Source organism: Kiloniella sp., assembly GCF_048270245.1.
In the GTDB taxonomy this organism is placed as follows: Bacteria; Pseudomonadota; Alphaproteobacteria; order Kiloniellales; family Kiloniellaceae; genus Kiloniella.
Genome location: NZ_JBLWTH010000009.1, coordinates 137,214 through 154,798, shown reverse-complemented (window position 1 = coordinate 154,798; position 17,585 = coordinate 137,214). Strand labels below are relative to the sequence as shown.

At 45.6% G+C, this 17,585-nt stretch carries 15 protein-coding genes; 6 read left to right on the top strand and 9 right to left on the bottom strand.

Annotated elements, in window-relative coordinates; translation table 11 throughout:
* Positions 1–419: 419 nt before the first annotated feature.
* From ACN0W5_RS17420 to ACN0W5_RS17390, 7 genes are all read right to left on the bottom strand, one after another.
* Positions 420–851 (bottom strand): DUF1489 family protein, encoded by a 432-nt coding sequence (locus tag ACN0W5_RS17420; protein ID WP_417455353.1) that lies wholly within the window; start codon positions 849–851, stop codon positions 420–422.
* A 128-nt stretch (positions 852–979) separates the two neighbouring features.
* On the bottom strand, positions 980–1,900 hold the full coding sequence (locus tag ACN0W5_RS17415) for an ion channel (RefSeq protein ID WP_417455352.1): 921 nt from the start codon (positions 1,898–1,900) through the stop codon (positions 980–982).
* A 43-nt stretch (positions 1,901–1,943) separates the two neighbouring features.
* A complete protein-coding gene (locus tag ACN0W5_RS17410) occupies positions 1,944–2,546 on the bottom strand; it encodes a 2-hydroxychromene-2-carboxylate isomerase (protein ID WP_417455351.1) in 603 nt (200 codons plus the stop codon).
* Positions 2,543–3,694 (bottom strand): acyl-CoA dehydrogenase family protein, encoded by a 1,152-nt coding sequence (locus ACN0W5_RS17405; protein ID WP_417455350.1) that lies wholly within the window; start codon positions 3,692–3,694, stop codon positions 2,543–2,545. The genes ACN0W5_RS17410 and ACN0W5_RS17405 overlap by 4 nt, the downstream gene beginning before the upstream one ends.
* Before the next feature lie 12 nt (positions 3,695–3,706).
* Complete coding sequence (locus tag ACN0W5_RS17400; protein WP_417455349.1) at positions 3,707–4,387, bottom strand: SDR family oxidoreductase; 681 nt, start codon at positions 4,385–4,387, stop codon at positions 3,707–3,709.
* 235 nt (positions 4,388–4,622) lie between these two features.
* On the bottom strand, positions 4,623–6,014 hold the full coding sequence (gene mgtE / locus ACN0W5_RS17395; protein ID WP_417455348.1) for a magnesium transporter: 1,392 nt from the start codon (positions 6,012–6,014) through the stop codon (positions 4,623–4,625).
* Positions 6,015–6,170: 156 nt separating this feature from the next.
* On the bottom strand, positions 6,171–8,456 hold the full coding sequence (locus tag ACN0W5_RS17390) for an NADP-dependent malic enzyme (protein WP_417455347.1): 2,286 nt from the start codon (positions 8,454–8,456) through the stop codon (positions 6,171–6,173).
* Positions 8,457–8,689: 233 nt separating this feature from the next.
* On the opposite strand from ACN0W5_RS17390, the gene lipB reads away from it, so the two are divergent.
* The gene (gene lipB / locus ACN0W5_RS17385) at positions 8,690–9,328 is read left to right on the top strand and encodes a lipoyl(octanoyl) transferase LipB (protein WP_417455355.1); all 639 of its coding nucleotides are present in this window, start codon (positions 8,690–8,692) and stop codon (positions 9,326–9,328) included.
* A gap of 11 nt (positions 9,329–9,339) precedes the next feature.
* Here the strand turns inward: lipB and ACN0W5_RS17380 are convergent, their stop codons facing one another.
* Positions 9,340–9,621 carry an acylphosphatase gene (locus tag ACN0W5_RS17380; RefSeq protein ID WP_417455346.1) on the bottom strand — a complete coding sequence of 94 codons (282 nt, stop codon included), beginning with the start codon at positions 9,619–9,621 and terminating at the stop codon, positions 9,340–9,342.
* A gap of 174 nt (positions 9,622–9,795) precedes the next feature.
* Here ACN0W5_RS17380 and ACN0W5_RS17375 point away from each other — a divergent pair, with 174 nt between their 5' ends.
* The 3 genes from ACN0W5_RS17375 (at position 9,796) to ACN0W5_RS17365 (ending at position 13,390) form a co-directional block, all read left to right on the top strand.
* Complete coding sequence (locus ACN0W5_RS17375) at positions 9,796–10,617, top strand: helix-turn-helix domain-containing protein (RefSeq protein WP_417455345.1); 822 nt, start codon at positions 9,796–9,798, stop codon at positions 10,615–10,617.
* A 135-nt stretch (positions 10,618–10,752) separates the two neighbouring features.
* On the top strand, positions 10,753–11,211 hold the full coding sequence (locus ACN0W5_RS17370) for a (2Fe-2S)-binding protein (RefSeq protein WP_417455344.1): 459 nt from the start codon (positions 10,753–10,755) through the stop codon (positions 11,209–11,211).
* Between the two features lie 4 nt (positions 11,212–11,215).
* Positions 11,216–13,390 carry a molybdopterin cofactor-binding domain-containing protein gene (locus ACN0W5_RS17365; protein WP_417455343.1) on the top strand — a complete coding sequence of 725 codons (2,175 nt, stop codon included), beginning with the start codon at positions 11,216–11,218 and terminating at the stop codon, positions 13,388–13,390.
* A gap of 121 nt (positions 13,391–13,511) precedes the next feature.
* On the opposite strand, the gene ACN0W5_RS17360 is transcribed toward ACN0W5_RS17365, so the two are convergent.
* Positions 13,512–15,899, bottom strand: a complete 2,388-nt coding sequence (locus tag ACN0W5_RS17360; RefSeq protein WP_417455342.1) for a transketolase-like TK C-terminal-containing protein — start codon at positions 15,897–15,899, stop codon at positions 13,512–13,514.
* Positions 15,900–16,107: 208 nt separating this feature from the next.
* Between ACN0W5_RS17360 and ACN0W5_RS17355 the strand changes: the two genes are divergently transcribed.
* Entirely contained in the window at positions 16,108–16,575 is a 468-nt protein-coding gene (locus ACN0W5_RS17355) for an Lrp/AsnC family transcriptional regulator (protein WP_417455341.1), read from the top strand.
* Between the two features lie 94 nt (positions 16,576–16,669).
* A complete protein-coding gene (locus ACN0W5_RS17350; protein ID WP_417455340.1) occupies positions 16,670–17,569 on the top strand; it encodes an SEL1-like repeat protein in 900 nt (299 codons plus the stop codon).
* Positions 17,570–17,585 lie beyond the last annotated feature (16 nt).

Genomic DNA, 17,585 nt, shown 5'->3' with positions numbered 1-17,585 from the left:
AGGTTTTGTGTAACTTATTTCGAATAAGATACATGAAACTAGCTAGCTCGTTGTCATAAACAACAAACCGCCGTCCACGCATCCCTTCCAATTCATATCAACAATGTCAAACAACAAATCTTCCAAAACATCCCTGCTCCGAAAGCATGACGATAGAGAGCTATAAGCCCTTTTTTTCATCATATATTTTCTTAAAATATGTAACCTTAGCTTAATATGTGATGTAAAACCACATTGCCAAGGCTGGCTATTATAAGTCGATTAAAAATAAGAGCAAGTACTGTTTGAACTTTTTTCTAACCGTCCAGCGCGTCTTTCAGTGTGTCACCGTTGTCTGCGCCGGTGAAGCTGGGTTATAAGGAGGTAGTCGGGTCTTGTCTATAGAAAAAAACAAAATAATGATTTTTTTTTGACGCCATTTACAAAAGTCCCAGTTTCTCTAGTTCTTCGACCATTTGTTCTGGCATTTTTTCTGATTCGCGATCACCAAACGATTCGTAATCGGACACATCAATGGGCGAATCTTCGGCCCTTAAATACCGCCATCCTTGAAAAGGGCGATGTTTACGACTTTTAACCCGAATCAGTTTCTGATCCAGGATAAAGCGTGCCATTGATTTTCCCTCGCTATCCTCAACCCGAACAATATCCTTTACTAACTGTCGTGCCCTAACCTGGCCTTTGATCACCCAATAGATAGATCCACCACGAATGATTTCGTCACGCCTTTTAGGAAACATTCTTGTTTGATGAAAAATTTCCCCATATTGCGCCAAACGAAGGGCTTGAAATTCTTCGAGAGTTTCAGGGCTCTCGGTACCAACGGATAATTTAATCAAATGCAAGGGCATGAATAACAACTCAATAAACTAATTACGTATCAACAAACAATTCACAAGAAAAGCGCCATACCAAAAGATCAAAACACAAAACAGATTACAACCAAGGTATAAAGAAGCTCACCACTCACATGTTTTGATTATTTTTGATCTCTCTTTACAGGCTTGCTTCTTGAATAGGACATAATTTCAGAAAATCCAAATAACAAGAGCATCACACTGACAACAATTTGAATAGAGACAACGGCTTTAATGCCGTCCGTTATGGGAATTATATCGCCATAACCAACGGTACTGAGTGTAATGATCGAAAAATACAAACTCTCAATAAAGGATATTGCACGAACATCGCCCTGAATTGAGAAGTGCGTCACCGCGCTGTAATGATCAATGATGCGATAGAGAAAGCCAAAGATCATAACATTCATGGAATAGAATGTCAGAAAAGCAAACGCAGGCATCACGAGCGTTTCTATGCGAAGGAAGAATTCCTCAAACAAAAGACCTGCTTCTAAAAGAAATGTCGCAACGTCTTTACTTACAAGACTGACAACGAGGGTAATCCCCCCCATAGATACGAGAAAAAGAACATCCCCCATAAGAACAGGAATTGAGTTTTCAGGAATAAAAAACGTTGCAATACCAATAAAACTGATGGGAACCAGCCATTTAACAGATTTTATCGTCAAGCCTTTGGCATTTTTTCGATGTTCGACAACAACGGATTTAATTAATTTCCTGTTACTCCAGGTGCCAACAAAAAAGCCCAAAATCGGCATAAAGTATCCGACGCCCAATAATTCGCCACTCACAAAGCTAAAGTTTGTGGTGACAAAGAAACTAAATAAACAAGTATAGAGCGCTATAAAGTTTGCAACAGATATAGAGAAGAAGCGGCTGCCGGGAAAAACGCTGTAAAGATAAACAACGTTAAATACGACAGCAAAAAAATAGACAATGAGCTGTACAAAGTTCACCGAACCGATCGCCAAAGCCACGAGAAGAAAAATAAACGCTGTAAAGCCTGCTGCTTTCCAGCTTCCGCTTTTAACAGTCGGCATTACCTACTCTCCTCTTTTCGCACCTCATCAACAAACCACCAAATCACCACCCTTTTTGCGTGATCCACTCGTCCAGCATAGGCATTCGGTCATACCCCCAGAAGGGTTCGTTGTTAAAAATGAAATAAGGACTGCCAAAAACCCCTGCATCTTGCGCGTTATCCACAGCAGAGCGCACTTCGTCCTTAATGCTTTGATCCTTTAATCCGGCCAAGACGTCATCTTCTTTGAAGCCAAGAGCAACAACAACGTCGACAACTACCGCGCTATCTGAAATATCAAGCCCCATTTGATATCCGGCTTTAAAGAGGTTTTTTGCAAAAGAGTTCGCAACTCTGCGATCCTGTCTTTCCAACCAATAAAAAGCGCGACACGCAGCAAGAGACATAAAAGGCATCTTTGGCGGCATGATGAAGGGTAATTTGTTTAAACGCGAAGTACGTTCCAGATCATGCTGAGCATAGTCTTGCTTCAAGGGCATAGAAAGAAGTGGCTGAGCCCCGGTTTTCTTAAAAATAGCCCCGAGTAAAATAGGATGCCAATGAAGCGTTAAACTATGCCTTTCAGCAAGCTTGCCCACATCCATTACTGCGAAATATGCATAGGGGCTGGAGAAATCAAAATAAAAATCCAGCACCTTGTTCATGCATCGTTTTCCTGCAAAATCTGACGACTGATAACAAGACGCTGTATATCAGATGTACCTTCGTATATTTGACATACCCTGACATCTCGATAGATCCGTTCGACCTCATAATCACGAAGATATCCATAGCCACCATGGATCTGTATGGCGTCTGAGCACACACGCTCTGCCATTTCAGATGCAAAGAGTTTTGCCATTGATGCCTCTTTCAAGCAGGGTTCGCCATTATCACGCAGTCTTGCGGCCTCTAAAAGCATCAACTCGGCAGCCTGTAAAGACGTCGCCATATCTGCCAACCGAAAAGCCACAGCTTGATGCTTGGCAATTTCCTTACCAAATGCCTTACGCTCTTTAGCGTAGCTTTTTGCCCTTTGGTAAGCACTGCGTGCCATGCCGATAGATTGTGACGCAATCCCAAGGCGCCCGCCTTCCAAGTTGGAAAGGGCTATCTTGTACCCCTCACCTTCGGCCCCCAACAGATTGTCTTTGGAAACCTTACAATCGTCAAAAACCAAATGTGCCGTGTCAGAAGCATGTTGACCAAGCTTGTCTTCGATATTCGCGCAGGAAAACCCGGATGTTTTCGTCGGTACAATAAAGGCAGAAATACCCTTTTTGCCCGCATCCGGATCTGTCACTGCAAAAACAACTGCGATGTCCGCATTTTTACCCGTAGATATGAACTGCTTTGATCCATTGAGGATATAGTGGTCGCCCTCTTTTTTCGCCTTCATTTCCAAAGCGGAAGCATCAGAACCTGCACTTGGTTCAGTTAAGCAGAAACAGCCCAACAATTCACCAGATGCCAAAGGTTTAAGATAGGTTTCTTTTTGCTCATCAGTCCCATAGTTCAAAATAGGGGAACACACCAAGGAATTTTGAACAGACATTATGGTCGAACAGGAACCATCTCCGGCCGCAATTTCAATTAATGCCAGAACATAGGAAATATGATCTGTACCAGCACCACCATATTTCGGCGGCACCAACATCCCCATAAACCCCAGTTCGCCAAGTGCATTAACTGCATCCCGAGGGAACGTTGCTTCTTTATCCCACGCTGCGGCAAAGGGGGCGAGCTGTTCACGCGCAAATGATTGAGCTGTCTCGCGGATTAAAGTTTGCTCTTCGCTAAAGCGTGATGACATAGAAGCACCTCTCTACCAGGGAATTATTGTTCCATCATAATTGAAAAATTGTCCGGTTTGCTCGTGCGTAACCTTACCAATCAGCTTACGTAATCCTGATACCGACTTTGCAATCGTCAGGGGTGCTTGTTCGCCACCCATATCGGTCTGGACATGACCAGGGTGAACACAGATAACCGTGACCCCCTGTTCTTTAAGATCAACAGACAAGCTTTTTGTCACCACATTCAATGCGGCTTTCGATGATCTATAAACATAAGCTCCGCCGCTTTCATTTTCAGCAACAGACCCCATTTTACTGGAAACATTAACAATTAGCTTTTGATCACTTCCACTAACATGTTCGATGAAATTTTCAACCACACGCAAGGGAGCCATTGTGTTAACAGCAAAGGTATGCGCCCAGTCTTCGTAATCGATTTCTCCAAAACCAAGGCGTGGACCAAAATAACCTGCATTGTTTATTAGGACATCAATCTTCTCATCAAGCATGCCGCGTGCAACACTTGCCACACGCAAATCATCTGTGACATCCAGCTTATGGATACTGATATCGCCTTCGATACCTTGCAGGCCCTTGGCTTTGTCTGGCTGACGACAGCAAGCATGAACCTTCCACCCGTCAACGGCAAATGATTGCGCAAAAGCAAGTCCGATACCCTTGTTGGCACCTGTGATTAAGACACTTGGCACGTGGCCACCCCATAGTCTGTTATCCCGATGGACATGTTTTGTCCTTCGCGCACCTTACCCCTTTCCAATTTTCAGTCAACACGCAGAGGGCTAATCAAACTTGCGTAATTATCACTGATTTTGGAATTATCTATCATAAGGAGATATAAGCTTTCAGGTAACTATTTGTATTTAAACAAAACAAATAGTTATTTTAATACAAGACAACTAAAACCGATGCACGATACGATAGCCATTATAGCAAGAATATTGCCGCAAGTCCCAAAAAGGCAAAAAAGCCAATAACGTCTGTCACAGTCGTTAAAAAGACGCTCGACGCCACAGCCGGATCAATTTCAAACTTTTCCAATCCAAGGGGAATGAGCGTTCCGCACAAACCAGCAACGACCATGTTGATAATCATTGCCGCGCCGATAACCAAGGCCAATGCAGCCTGATCAAACCAGAGCCACGTCACAATCCCGGTCAGCACCGCAAAAAGAAACCCGTTGATGATCCCAATGATAAGCTCTTTACCTATAAAGCGCGAAGCATTCGCTTCGGAAAGATCTTTCATCGCCAGTGACCGTACAGCCACCGTCAAGGTTTGAGTACCTGCGTTGCCCCCCATTGACGCGACAATCGGCATCAAAACGGCCAGGGCAACAACCTTTTCAATCGTTGCATCAAAGAGGCTGATAACAACTGACGCAAGAACAGCAGTTAAAAGGTTAACCCCCAGCCAAGTAAAACGGGCTTTGGTGGTATCAGCCACATCTTCATAAAGATCGGGTTCGCTCACACCACCCATCTTCATGAGGTCATCGCCAGCTTCTTCATCGATAACATCAACAACATCATCAACCGTAATCACACCCACCAAGCGTCCGCTGGCCTCAATCACAGGAGCCGAAATTAAGCCATATTGACGGAACATGTGCGCGACATCTTCCTGATCAAGCTCTAGCGGAATGATACGCATATCATCGTCCATTACCTCGTCTAGGCGCACATGACGACGCGATCTCATTACCCGACTTGCCGGAATAAAACCAACGGGATGATGACGGGGATCTACGACAAAAATATCATAAAAATCATCGGGCAGATTATCACTGACACGCATGTAGTCGATTGTCTCGCCAATGGTCCATACCGATGGCACGGCAACGATTTCCCGTTGCATCAAACGTCCAGCAGAATCTTCCGGATAACTGAGACTTTCTTCTATGACACGGCGATAAGCTTGCGGTAACGCCGCAAGGATATGCATCCGGTGATCTTCATCCAGATCCTGAACCAATTCGACAGCATCATCACTATCTAGCTCCTGCACCAGCTTAGCAATGCCCTGCGGCCCCAGCCATTCTACGATTTCTTCACGGATTGTTTCGTCAAGGTAGGGAAGAATTTCAGGATCAAATCCGGCCCCGATCACCTCCATCAGGCGATAACGTTCGTCCCGACCCAGAATTTCAAGCAGATCAGCGGTATCAGCTTCGTGAAGACCTTCGACCAGATCTTCAACATCAGAATCCCTGCTTTCTTCAAGGGCATCCTCAACAGCATGAATAAGATCAGAGGAGAGACCAAAATTTTCGTCTTCTGTGAGATTTTGAAGATCGCTACTGTTTTTTGTATCTTCCATCACCCCATCCTCTGCCGCTTATATTTGTGGTGCAGCTTTTTGCACTTACTTTTCTGATTTTTAAATACAGGAGGAACATTACCATTTTATGCAATGTCCCTCCTTAGTACCGAATCAGGTCTTAGTACCTAATCAGGCGCAATTTTTATCAGGCGTTTATTTTTTAATTCGCCGTTCTCTGTTCTGCGCATCAACTACAGCAATAGCGGTCATGTTAACAACCCCTCTTCCTGTTACAGAAGGCGTTAAAATATGTGCAGGCTGAGCCGCACCGACCAAGATCGGCCCGACAGGTAAACCGTCCTCGACAGTCTTCATCAGGTTAAAGGCAATATTAGCCGCATCAAGATTGGGGAAAATCAACAGGTTTGCAGGCCCTGTTAGATTTGAATTCGGAAAAACCCGATTGCGTAGTTCCGTATCCAGAGCCGCATCTGCATGCATTTCACCATCAACTTCCAACTCGGGGTCCATCTCTTCAATTAAAGAGAGGGCTTTGCGCACACGACAGGCAGATTCACTATCTGAGCTGCCAAAGTTAGAGTGAGAGAGCAACGCAACCCGTGGCTTAAGACCAAAACGGCTCACATGTTTTGCGGCAAGAATAGTCGTTTCAGCCAGCTGTTGAGACGTTGGTTCCTGCGTAACGTATGTATCCGCCATAAAGTAAGTGCCGCTTGGCATCAACATCAAGTTAAGAGACGAGAAGTCGGAGACACCATCCTGAAGCCCAAGAACCCCACGAACATGCTTAAGATGACGATGATAGCCACCAGTCACACCACAGATCATGGCATCAGCATCGCCCCGATAAACGGCAAGGGCTGCAATAACGGTATTACGTGTCCGCACGATCACTTTGGCCGTTTCGGGCGAAATCCCCTTACGTTCCATCAAACTATGATATGTCGTCCAGTAATCGTTATAGCGGGGGTCATCTTGTGGATTAATGATTTCAAAGTCTTTTCCGACTTTGAGCTTAATGCCCACCTTATCCATGCGCATCTGTACAACATCAGGGCGACCAACGACGATCGGCACCGCCATTTTCTCATCAATCGCCACTTGCACTGCCCGTAATACCCGCTCGTCCTCGCCTTCGGCATAGATGACCCGTTTGGGATCTTTTTTCGCACGCTCGAAGAGAGGCTTCATCACCAAGCCGGAACGATAGACAAAGCGTTTCAGCTTTTCGCAATAGGCGTCAAAATCTTCGATCGGACGACTGGCCACCCCTGTTTCCATTGCAGCCTTGGCAACAGCCGGGGCAATAATAGAAATCAGACGTGGGTCAAAGGGGCTGGGAATAATATATTCCGGGCCGAAATTCTTGGCTTCGCCACCCATGGCCTTGATAACGATCTCATCCTGCTCTTCCATCGCAAGATCAGCAATCGCCTTAACACAGGCGACCTTCATTTCTTCGTTGATTGCTGTTGCACCAACATCCAGCGCCCCCCGGAAGATGTAAGGGAAACACAAAACGTTATTAACCTGGTTTGGATAATCAGAGCGTCCGGTCGCCATAATGGCATCATCGCGGATCGCCTTGACTTCTTCGGGCATGATTTCAGGTGTCGGATTTGCCAAAGCCATAATAATCGGATCTTTGGCCATACGCTTTACGAAATCAGGTTTTAGAACACCCGGCGCAGAGAGACCGAGAAAAATATCTGCACCCTTAATAACATCAGACAAAGTACGCGCATCCGTTTTCTGTGCAAAAACAGACTTCCAGCGGTCCATAAGTTTCTCACGCCCCTCATAGACGACGCCTTCAATATCTGTGACCCAGATATTTTTGCGATCAATGCCCAAGGAAACCAAAAGGTTTAGACAGGCAAGCGCAGCAGCACCGGCACCAGAAGCCACGACTTTGACGTCTTTTTTCTTCTTTTTCACAAGGCGCAGCGCATTGTAAATTGCTGCGGCCACGATAATCGCAGTGCCGTGCTGATCATCATGAAACACGGGGATGTTCATTTTTTCCCGAAGAGCGTCTTCGACAATAAAACATTCTGGCGCTTTGATATCTTCCAGGTTGATGCCACCAAAAGTTGGCTCTAACGCTGAAATGACGTTAATCAATTTTTCGGGATCGGTTTCATCAACTTCAATGTCAAAAACATCAATCCCAGCAAACTTTTTAAAAAGAACCGCTTTTCCTTCCATAACCGGTTTGGATGCAAGCGGACCAATTGCCCCCAACCCAAGAACAGCCGTACCATTTGTTATAACACCCACGAGATTACCTCGTGAGGTCACGGTAGAAGCTTCGGCGGGGTCCTCAACAATGACCTCACAAGCAGCAGCAACCCCGGGGGAATAGGCCAAAGCCAGATCGCGCTGGTTGCCAAGTGGCTTGGTTGCGGAAATTTCAAGTTTTCCAGGTGTTGGATAGCGATGATAGAATAATGCAGCGTCGCGCAGGTCTTGCGTCATAAAGTTTATTGCTCCTTAGGGCAGTCGATGCCTTATATATAAATCGGGAACGGCTCGTTCCTGCCAATGACGGTCTTGACAGTGTGACGCATAAAAGCGACACCCTGACGCGATTAAAACATAGCAATCCATGGGATGCCATAGATACGATGAGTAAAACCGTGAAAAATTCCCAAGTACTCACAAATGATAGACCAATGAATGACCCAGATACCACGCATGAAGACTTGGGAATCGAATGGCGCATCACGGAAAACCACGTGAGCTACCCTGATGCTCTGAATTTTATGGAAGACCGTGTCGGAAAAATATTCACGAACGAATCTCCGCAAGCAGTCTGGTTACTGGAACACCCTCCCCTCTACACAGCGGGGACATCGGCTGATAAAGAAGACCTGATCGATCCTGATCGTTTTCCGGTTTATGATGCCGGCCGGGGTGGACAATACACCTATCATGGTCCGGGACAACGTGTTGCCTACGTTATGCTCAACCTTAACCTCTACAACAAGGATGTCCGCAAATTTGTATATAATTTGGAAGAATGGGTCATACGCACACTTGCAAAATTCAATATCAAAGGTGAACGCCGCGAAGGCAGAGTCGGAATCTGGATTGATCGTGGAAATGGTCGCGAAGATAAAATCGCCGCGATCGGCGTCAGAGTCCGCAAATGGATCACGTTTCATGGGATTTCCATAAACCTTGATCCCGATTTATCCCATTTTGAAGGTATTGTGCCCTGTGGCATTAATCAACACGGGGTGACCTCGCTCGTTGATCTGGGGCTATGCGTCTCTATGGAAGATCTGGATGTCGCGATGAAAGAAGCCTTTTATGAAGTTTTCAAGCCCGAAGACTTGCCTGTCTGAGGAAAGCACCACTACCTGATTTGAACAAACTCCATTTCATTGCCCAAGACAGATGTATCAACAGTTTCCTCGACAGAGGTCACGTTGGCGTGCTCAGGCCCTTCATGACATAACTTGACCAAAACATCTATCTTATCCACCTCTCCTTTGACAACAGCTTCAACCTGTCCGCTTGACAAATTTCGAACCCAACCGATAAGTCCCAGTTTTTGAGCTGTATCAACCGTCCACCGACGGTACCAAACACCCTGAACACGCCCGGAAATTAAAAGTTTCACTTGTTTAGTTGTCATTGCTGTTTTTATTCCAAGAACTTACCAAAATTTAGAGCGTGATTTATTCACTACATATATGATCATACTATTCTCTTATTATGAAAACATTGAAAAGCAAAAATAATTCATCGATTGCAAGTTGTGATTTTGTTTTCCCATACCTATTTAAATGGGTGGTATGGGAGTAGATTGATGTTAAACACAGGATTAGTTGAAAAGCTGGAAACGCTGAGTTCGTTATCAAACTCATGGCGAACGGGCACAATTGAAATTACCGATATTGAACCTGGCGACTGTGTTCTCTCTACCAGTGAATTAACCCTGAATTATGCACTTGCACCTGTTAGTAAAAGATATCGATCAGGCAATCTTGCACAATATAATACAGGAACAGGATGGATGGTGCCCTCGGGCATTAGTATTCATTGTGGCTACGAGACATCTTCGCGAAGCTTGCGTCTTATTCTCCCCCTGCAAACATTGCGCGATGTACAGCCAGAAGGTCAATCAATTCCTGATCTTCCTTTATGTTGCCTAGAAGACCCAACAATTCTTCAGCTGATTTTGAATCTGTATGATTGCAGTCAAGAGGATGATGCTTATTCTGCCCTTTATCGAGATACCATGACACTCGCTTTGGCCTCTCACCTTTATCGCGCTTATGCTCGTATCGAAGATACAACAACCCAACATCGCGATCCCCGTCTGAGTCGTGTCATTGAATATATCGAAGATAATCTAGACAAGCAGATGACACTTGATGAACTTGCCAATGTTGCAACAATGAGCCGCTATCACTTTGCAAAAATGTTTAAAGATTTTACAGCACTGCCGCCACATCGCTTTCTTGCAGAAAGAAGAATTGAAAAAGCTAAATCCCTTTTGATGACATCAAGAGATTCGACAGCAGAAATTGCATATCAAGTCGGATACAACAGCCAGAGTAATTTCACTCAAACATTCCGGCGATTAACAGGTATTACCCCCGCAAAATATAGAGGCGTTAAGGTCTAACCCCCAAACACCCCAAGATCTTTATAAACTATCCCAAGAACGGATCTGTTATAATCCCCTGATCGTTTCTATTTTCATGTCATAGCCATACGTAAGAATAAGGCCATAAACATAGAACATGTCAGGAACTTAACCATGATTACTTTCACATTAAACAATGAGAAAAGATCGGTAGACGCCGATCCCGACACCCCTTTATTGTGGGTGATCCGTGACGAAATCGGACTTACAGGAACAAAATTTGGCTGCGGCGCAGGACTTTGCGGTGCATGTACGGTCCATCTTGATGGCGAACCTGTAAGATCATGCCAAACACTCGTGAGTGATGCTACCGACCTCAATATTACCACGATTGAAGGTATTAACGGAAAAGCAGCCAAAGCCATTCAAACGGCTTGGGAGGAAATAGAAGTTCCTCAATGCGGATATTGTCAATCAGGTCAAATTATGTCAGCGACTTCCTTGCTCGCGCAGAACCCAAAACCAAGCGACGCAGAGATTGATGAAGCCATGAACGGTAATGTCTGTCGCTGTGCCACCTATGTACGTATCAGAAAAGCAATTCACCACGCTTCTGATCTGATGGAGGCTTAAGAACATGACAACAACAAAAACACTAGCTTCCAGCCGCCGCACGTTCCTTAAAGGTGCTGGCGTAACCACCGGGTTGCTTATTGGCTTCCACATTACAGGCAAAGGTGTTGTTGCAGCCATACCCGGTCAACAATTTTCTCCAAACGCATTTGTTCGCATTGGTACAGATAATCTGGTCACTGTTATCGCAAAACACATTGAATTTGGACAAGGTAGCTACACTGGGTTAGCCACAATCCTTGCCGATGAACTTGACGCAAGTTGGGATCAAATCCGCATTGAATCTGCCCCAGCGGATGCAAGTAAATATAACAATCTCTTTTGGGGGCCCTATCAGGGAACTGGTGGATCAACTGCCATTGCGAACTCATGGACGCAGCTTCGTGAAGCAGGCGGGAAAGCCCGTGCTTTGTTGGTACAGGCCGCGAGTGCAGAATGGAATGTTCCTGTATCAGAAATCACTGTTTCCGATGGTATTGTCAAGCACGACAAATCATCCCAAGAACAAACCTTTGGCGCACTTTCAGAAAAAGCAGCTCTGCAACAAGTTCCTGAAAAAGTTCAGTTAAAAACACCTGATCAATTCAAACTTATCGGGCGTAACGTCAATCGTAAAGATATTGCCCCCAAAACTAATGGAACGGCCATCTACACACTAGATATAAGTCGCCCCGGCATGGTTGTCGCAGTTGTAAAACGTCCACCACGATTTGGCGGACTGGTTAAGTCTTTTGATGATACGGACGCCAAAGACATCAAAGGTTATGTGGGTTCTGTTACAACACCCCGCGGTGTTGCCGTCATGGCTAAAAATACATGGGCAGCTATAAAAGCGCGTGACGCAATCACAGTTGATTGGAATGACAGCCAAGCAGAAATGCGGGGTTCAGAACAGATCATGGCTGAGTACCGTGAGTTAGCAAAAACACCAGGCTTACCTGCTCGTAATGACGGGGATGCAACAACTGCTATTGCAGAGGCAAAACACACACTTGAAGTCAGTTATGACTTTCCGTATCTCGCTCACGCGCCAATGGAAACATTGGATTGTGTGATTGAGCAAACCGAACAAGGTGCCGAGGTATGGACAGGATCACAAATCCCAACGGGTGATCAGCATACCGTTGCGACAATCCTTGGACTAAAGCCCGAACAGGTCAAAATTCATACCCAACTTGCTGGTGGTAGCTTTGGACGCCGCGCGACATCAGATTCCGATATGGTTTCAGAAGCAGCAATGATCGTCAAAGCTACCAAAGGTAACGTGCCTGTTAAATTGGTGTGGACCCGGGAAGACGACATTCAGGGCGGCAGGTACCGTCCAGCGTATCACCACAAACTCAAAGCCGGACTTGATGATCAAGGGAATATCACGGGATGGCAGCATTCAATCGTCGGACAGTCAATTGTCGCAGGAACCGCATTCGAAGCTTTTCTGGTAAAAGATGGTGTAGATGCTACATCTGTCGAAGGTGCCGCTAACCTGCCCTATGCCATACCGAATGTGTCTGTGGATCTAACCACAACGGATGTAAAAGTGCCTGTTCTCTGGTGGCGTTCCGTCGGCTCTACACACACGGCCTATTCAACGGAAACCTTTATTGATCAACTGGCAAGTAAAGCAGGAAAAGATCCCATTGACTTCCGCCGTTCAATGCTGAAGGACCACCCTCGCCACCTCGCCACACTTAATCTGGTAGCTGAAAAAGCAAACTGGGGCTCACCAATTACCGAGGGACGATATCGCGGCGTTGCAGTTCACGAAAGCTTCAGTTCTGTGGTCGCACAAATCGCCGAAATCAGCTTTGATGAAGACGGTATTTTAAAAGTTGAAAAGGTTTGGTGTGCTGTAGATTGCGGGATAGTGGTCAATCCTGACGTTGTTAAAGCACAGATGGAAGGCGGGATCGGCTTTGGTTTAGGTGCCGTTCTTCGTAATGCTGTCACACTAGATGAAGGTATCGTTGATCAATCCAACTTCCATGATTACGAGCCCCTTCGCCTTGAAGACATGCCGGAAGTCGATGTTTACATCGTTCCAAGCGAAGCTGCACCAACTGGTGTTGGCGAACCCGGTGTCCCGCCAATTGGTCCCGCCGTCGCAAACGCAATTTTTGCCGCAAAAGGCAAGATGGTAACCAAACTTCCCTTCAGCGAAGGTATGCCCGATTTGGTATAGATTTCATCTAATATCAATAACTTGAAACTCAAACAGGCCAGAGCATGTTAACTGCTCTGGCCTGTTTTATATGAATAAAAATGGCCTATTATAAAAGCCATCAGCATACAAACTGCATACTTTATGACGCAATTTCATAGGGTGTTTGCAGTGCGTTATTTGCCGATCTGGCAATTGATTCTGAATCCAGACCAAAATGACGATACAAATCGCCAATGGTGCCTGTTTGACCAAAGTGCTCAACACCCAGAGGAATTGTGCGATGTCCGCCAACAGCGCCGAGCCATGACAGGGTTGCCGGATGACCATCAATCACCGTCAGCACGACACAGTGCTTTGGCAAACGGGAAAAGAGCTGTTCAACATGGCTGGTGGCCTGACGGTTGCCGCGACTGCGATCCCGTTGGGCCGCGGTCCAGCCCGCATTCAACCGATCCGCTGAGGTGACGGCAAGAACACCAACATCTCGATTATGTTGCGACAGTTTACCTGCGGCATCAATGGCTTCATTGGCAACGGCCCCCTGATACACAATGACCAGTTCACAGTTTGGTCCCGGTTTGCGCATCCAATAGGCACCATCAATAACGCCCTGTTCAAAATCCGCGTTTGACCTTTGGCCTGGCTGTTCCAGTGGATTTGTCGTCAAGCGAAGATAAACGGATCCACCCGTTTCATCCCGAAGCCAGGTTCGCTCGTCCGGCTCACCTTCGCCATCACGCTGCATATAGTCAAAAGCCCATTGCATGATGATTGCCAACTCATCCACAAAAGCAGGTTCAAAGGCCGCCAAACCATCCTGAGACATACCAATCAAAGGAGATCCGATGGACTGGTGCGCGCCCCCTTCCGGAGCCAGTGTGATACCAGATGGCGTACCAACAATCATGAAACGTGCATCCTGATAACAAGCATAGTTCAGCGCATCCAAACCTCTGGCAACGAAGGGGTCATAAACGGTGCCGATTGGTAACAGGCGCTTCCCATAAAGCGAGTGCGACAGGCCCGCAGCCCCCAGAAGCAGAAAAAGGTTCATTTCTGCAATACCAAGTTCAATATGCTGACCTTCGGGTGTGAATTCCCATTTTGCGGTGGACGGAATTTTTTCGTTAATAAAGGTATCGCTCTGTTCACTGCGAGCAAAGAGCTTACGACGATTAACCCAGGGGCCAAGGTTTGTTGTTCCCGTCACATCCGGTGATGTGGTTACAATACGCTGTGCAAGTTCTGAACTTCCCTTAGACAAATCATCCAAAATTTTACCAAAACCCATCTGGGTCGATATCTCGCGGTCACTTGCCAACTCAATTTTTGGCACCTCGACAGGCGCATCGGAATAGCGACGCATCCCCTTAGCAAAGAAAGGCGTTTTATCCAGAAACTCCTGTAGTCCTCTAACATCTGCAACAGCGGCGAACTTCTCCCACTCCTGTCCTTCCGGCACGCCCATATGCGCTTGCCACTCTCCCATTTGCGGTTTGTTCATCAATCCACCGTGATTGTCTTTGTGCCCGGCTATCGGTGTGCCCCACCCCTTGATCGTGTAGGCCAGGAAGCAAACGGGTCTGTCATGATCAATAGCATCAAAAGTTTCCGCCATGGTCTGAACGCAGTTGCCGCCCAGATTTTCCATCAATTCAGCCAGTTCGTCATCACTGCGTTTGTTGATCAGGGCCGTAACATCCCCTTGGTCGCCCAAAGCATCCATCAGGCGTTCGCGCCAAACTTTGCCCCCCATGTAAGTCAGGGCTGAATAAAGCTGGTTCGGGCAGTTATCGATCCAGTCTTTGAGCTTCTCGCCGCCCGGTTCTTCAAAGGCAGAACGTTGCAGATAACCGTACTTTACCCGGACAACATCCCATCCAAAGGCGTCAAAAATTTGCTCTATGCGTTGAAACAATCCTTCGCGTACGATACCGTCAAGTGACTGGCGGTTATAGTCAATAATCCACCAAGTATTACGCAGATCGTTTTTCCACCCTTCTTGCAGGGTTTCGTATATATTACCTTCATCCAGTTCAGCATCCCCAACAAGCGCAACCATGCGCCCAAGCGAGAGGTCTTGGCCCCATGACTTTGCCTGAATGTAATCCTGAACCAGAGACGCAAAAGATGTTATCGCAACACCCAAGCCAACAGAGCCCGTAGAGAAATCAACATCATCGATATCTTTTGTTCGTGAAGGGTAAGACTGTACCCCTTTGTAACCCCTGAAATTTTGCATCTTTTCCAAAGTTTGATTACCCATGAGATACTGCATGGCATGGAAAATTGGTGACGCATGAGGTTTCACAGCAACCCGGTCTTCGGGTTTTAGAGCAGAGAAATAAAGCGCCGTCATAATCGACACCATAGAAGCTGAAGAGGCCTGATGCCCGCCGACCTTGATTCCATCTTCCTTGGCGCGTAGATGATTGGCATTGTGGATCATCCAATGCGAAAGCCACAGCAGTCTTTGCTCGATTGTTTTCAGATGATTGATTTTCATTTGGCTCGCTTGTTTAGACACGGCGTTCTCCTCCCAACTCTCAAAACTCCCAAAACCCATATCTCAGGGAACAATAAAATACGCACCTAAATGTTACTGGTAGTAAAGTTATTAGGGGTAACTATTATTCAATATTAGACGATACCACCTAATAAAAAGCGATATCTTGCTATTTACGGGTAATTTGATTTAGATGTTAGGTGAATTTAATATTTTTAAGGATTTTTTAGTGGCTTCACCTAATTTAGACGAAATAGATATTCGAATCTTACGCGAACTGCGAAATGATGGGCGGATCACCGCAGCAGAACTCAGCCAGCGGGTTGGCCTAAGCGTAACCCCGGTTATCAGACGACTTAAGCATCTTGAGAACACCGGTATTATTACAGGTTATGTCGCCTTGATCGACGAAGTTGCCCTGGGTTATGAAATGTCCGTTTTTGTCTCGGTAAAGCTGGACAAACAAATAGATGCCGCCATCGAAAACTTCGAAACAGAAATGTTGAAATTTCCAGAGGTCGTCGACTGCTGGTTAATGACCGGACACAGAGATTACTTGTTACGCATTGCCATCACTGGTCTGAAAGAATTCGAAGCCCTGATGATTGAGCGATTGGTCAAAATCAACGGGGTGGCGTCCATCGAATCATCCATCCCCATCCGGCGGGTAAAATCCGGCATTTCCCGAACGCCGTGAAATAAATGTGAATTCAGTTGGCATTGTATTGATTACATTTTCGCGCCAAGATAGTTTATGTTGGAGAATATATCTACTTATGAGTAACCAATAAATGTTGAAAATCATCCCCCTAATCATTTGTCTGATTTTGTGGTCCAATATTGCAAAATCTAGTGATTTTGAGAATGCCTTGGCTGCATATGACCGAGCGGACTATCAAACAGCATTAGGAACATTTACAAGGTTAGCTGAACAAGGACATGCAGCATCACAGTACCAGTTAGCTATGATGCTATCTAACGGGTTTGGCATAGAAAAGAACACTTCTGAAGCCTTCTCTTGGTACAAAAAAGCAGCCGAACAAGGTAATGCGAATGCACAATATAATTTGGGGCAAATGCACTACAAAGGTCTTAGCGTTGATAAAAGCATACCCAACGCTATTACATATTTTAGAGAAGCAGCAGAGCATGGACATAAAGATGCGCAATATAATTTAGGTTCTCTGTACCATTCCGGAACCCATGTTCAGCAAGATTATCAAAAAGCCATCTATTGGTACAAAAGAGCTTCATATCAAGATCAATTAGATGCCATTTTCAACTTGGGAACCATGTTTTCTAATGGGTATGGTGTCGATCAAAGTTATTCGAATGCCTTGACGTTTTATCAGTTGGCAGCGGATAAAAATCATAACGCAGCTCAATTTAATCTAGGATATATGTATTATAACGGGCTTGGTGTCGATCAAAGCTACAAGGAAGCCATCAAGTGGTACAATTTGGCAGCAAATCAAGGTCATCCAATTGCACAATATAATCTGGGTACCATGTTATTTAATGGATACGGTATAGAGCAAGATTATCTATCTGCTTATATGTGGCTTCTTACCGCAAAAGTATCTGGAAAAAAATCTGTTGAAGAAGCTCTGAATTTAGCAGCGTCAAAGTTGTCTGATTCAGAAATTTCAAAAGCAAGAAAACAATCTGAGCAATGGCTAGAGAGGTACTGATTTCAGGTTAACTTTC